Annotated in this window: 2 protein-coding genes; both read right to left on the bottom strand. The window is 70.6% G+C overall.

Features of this window, described 5'->3' with window-relative positions:
• Window positions 1-72: 72 nt before the first annotated feature.
• On the bottom strand, window positions 73-1,827 hold the full coding sequence (locus VTU_RS0124275) for an IlvD/Edd family dehydratase (protein ID WP_010110289.1): 1,755 nt from the start codon (window positions 1,825-1,827) through the stop codon (window positions 73-75).
• A gap of 16 nt (window positions 1,828-1,843) precedes the next feature.
• Window positions 1,844-2,818, bottom strand: a complete 975-nt coding sequence (locus VTU_RS0124270) for a tripartite tricarboxylate transporter substrate binding protein (RefSeq protein WP_029554725.1) — start codon at window positions 2,816-2,818, stop codon at window positions 1,844-1,846.
• Window positions 2,819-2,843: the final 25 nt, after the last annotated feature.

The following is a 2,843-nucleotide window of genomic DNA, read 5'->3' as shown; positions in this document are numbered from 1 at the left end:
GGTTTGGGCGGCGCAGGGGCCGCGCGTGGCGCTCGCGCAGGCGCTGCTGGCCGAGGCGCAAGCCGTCCTCAGCTAACGCGGTACCTTGCCGACCATGTTCGGTGCGCGCAGGAAGTCGAAGTCCACGCCCTTGTCCGCCTGCGTCACCGTCTGCAGGAACAGCTTCCTGTAGCCGCGCTCGGCCGTCGGTTCGGGCACCCCCGTTTCCCTCGCTCGGCGCGCGAGTTCGTCGTCGGACACCAGCAGCGCGATCTCGCGATTCGCCACGCTGAGCCGGATGCGGTCGCCGCTGCGCACATGGGCCAGCGGCCCGCCGATGGCGGACTCCGGCGTGACGTGCAGCACGATGGTGCCGAAGGCCGTGCCGCTCATGCGGCCGTCGGAGATGCGCACGATGTCCTTCACCCCCGCGCGTGCGAGCTTGCGCGGAATCGGGATGTAGCCGGCCTCGGGCATGCCCGGCGCGCCCTTCGGGCCGATGTTCCTGAGCACCAGCACGTCCTCGGCCGTCACGTCGAGTGCGTCGCTGTCGATGCGGGCCACCAGGTCCTCGGCGTTTTCGAAGACCACCGCGCGGCCTTCGTGCTCCATGAGCTGCGCATCCGCAGCCGACTGCTTGATGATCGCGCCGCCCGGCGCAAGATTGCCCCACAGCACCGCGATGCCGCCCTGCGGATAGATCGGCCGGGCTGCGGGCCGCACCACGTCCTGTTTGAAGCCGGGCCCGGCGCGTTCGATCTCCTCGCCGAGCGTGCGGCCCGTGACCGTGAGGGCGTCCAGGTGCAGCAACGGCTTCAGCTCGCGCAGCAGCGTCGCCATGCCGCCCGCGGCGTGGAAGTCTTCCATGTAGTGCTGGCCCGAGGGCTTCAGGTCGAGCAACACCGGCGTCTCGCGGCCCATGCGGTCGAGCGCGTGCAGGTCGACGTCCAGGCCCATGCGCCCCGCGATGGCCGCGAGGTGCACGATGCCGTTGGTCGAGCCGCCGATGGCCAGCAGCACGCGCATCGCGTTCTCGAACGCGGCCGGAGTCAGTACCTTGTCGATGCTGAGCCGGTCGCGCGCGATCCGCACGGCCTGCGCGCCGGTCTGCTCGGCGATGCGGATGCGGTCGGCCGTCACGGCCGGTGGCGCGGCGCCGCCCGGCATCGTCATGCCCAGCGCCTCGGCAATGCAGGCCATGGTGCTGGCCGTGCCCATCACCGAGCAGGTGCCCACGCTCGCCACGAGCTGGTTGTTGACGTCGGCGGTTTCCTCGGCGTCGATCTCGCCCGCGCGGTACTTGCCCCAGTAGCGGCGGCAGTCGGTGCAGGCGCCCACGCGCTCGCCGCGGTGGCTGCCGGTGAGCATCGAGCCGGTGATGAGCTGGATCGCCGGCAGGCCGGCCGAAGCGGCACCCATCAGCTGCGCGGGAACGGTCTTGTCGCAGCCGCCGATGAGCACCACCGCGTCCATGGGCTGCGCGCGGACCATCTCCTCGGTGTCCATCGACATCAGGTTGCGCAGGTACATGCTGGTCGGCGCGGCGAAGCTCTCGTGCACCGAGATGGTCGGAAAGTCCATCGCGAGGCCGCCCGCGAGCATCACGCCGCGCTTGACCGCCTCGATGAGCTGCGGTGTATTGCCGTGGCACGGGTTGTAGGCGCTGCCGGTGTTGGCGATGCCGACCACGGGTCGCTCGAGTGCCGCGTCGGTGTAGCCCGCGCCCTTGATGAAGGCCTTGCGCAGGAAGAGCGAGAAGCCGCGGTCGCCGTAGCTGGTCAGGCCCTTGCGCATGCCCGCGTTGTTGTCCGTGGCGCTGTCGTCGGGCTCGAAGGGGGAATCGGACATGGGTGTCGCGGGCTGGTTATTCGTCGGACTTGATATGGGACTCGGTGATGACTTTCCTCCAGCGCACCACCTCGGCCCGAATCTGCTCGGCCGACTTCGCGGGCGTGGTGGGCGGCGCCGCGTACACGCCCTGCTTGAGCAGCATCTCCTTCGCCTCGGGCGACTGCACGACCTTCGCGAGCGCTTCGTTGAGCCGCGCCACGATGGCCGCGGGCGTGCCCGCCGGCGCCAGCACGCCGAAGGTCGAGCTGACCTCCAGATTCGGCACGCCGGCCTCGGCCGCCGAAGGGACGTCGGGCAGCATCGAGATGCGCTGCGGCGTGGCGACCGCGAGCGCGCGCAGCTTGTTCGCGGTGATGAAGGGCAGCGCGGCCGGCGCGGTCTCGACCATCGCGTTGACCTGTCCGGCGACCACGTCGGTCATCGCGGGGCCGCTGCCCTTGTAGGCGACGTGCGTCATCCTGATGCCGGTCTCGCGCTGTAAGAGTTCGGCGGCCATGCGCTGCGGCGAGCCCGCACCCGACGACGCGTAGTTGAGCTTGTCGGGGTTGGCCTTGGCGTAGGCGATGAATTCCTTCAGCGTCGCCGCGGGCACCTGCGGGTTGACCACGATCACCAGCGGCACGGAGCCGACGACCATCACCGGGGCGAAGTCCTTCGCCAGGTCATAGCGCAAGCGGCCTTTCTCCAGCGTCGCCATCGTGGCATGCGAGGTCAGCGCGCCCATCAACAGCGTGTAGCCATCGGCCGGCGCCCGGGCCACGGCCTCGGCGCCGATGTTGCCGCCCGCGCCGCTGCGGTTGTCCACCACGACCTGCTGGCCGAGTTGTTCGCCGAGCTTGAGCGCAACGATGCGCCCGATCACGTCGGTGGCGCCGCCGGGCGGGTAGGGAATCACGAGCTTCACGGGCTTGTCGGGATAGGCGGCGAGCACGGCCGGGGCAGCTGCCACGGCGGCCGCGACGAGGGCCGCAGCCAAGCAGGCCGGCAACGCCCGGCGGCGCGGGAATCGGGGG

This window comes from Verminephrobacter aporrectodeae subsp. tuberculatae At4 (genome assembly GCF_000193225.1).
Classification (GTDB): Bacteria; Pseudomonadota; Gammaproteobacteria; order Burkholderiales; family Burkholderiaceae_C; genus Acidovorax; species Acidovorax aporrectodeae.
Note: the sequence above shows the minus strand (reverse complement) of the source record. Positions and strands in the feature narration are given on the sequence as shown.

Coding starts and splice junctions, on each gene's coding strand:
- VTU_RS0124275 (WP_010110289.1), bottom strand. CDS start 1,827: ATGTCCGATTCCCCCTTCGAGCCCGACGACAGCGCCACGGACAACAAC.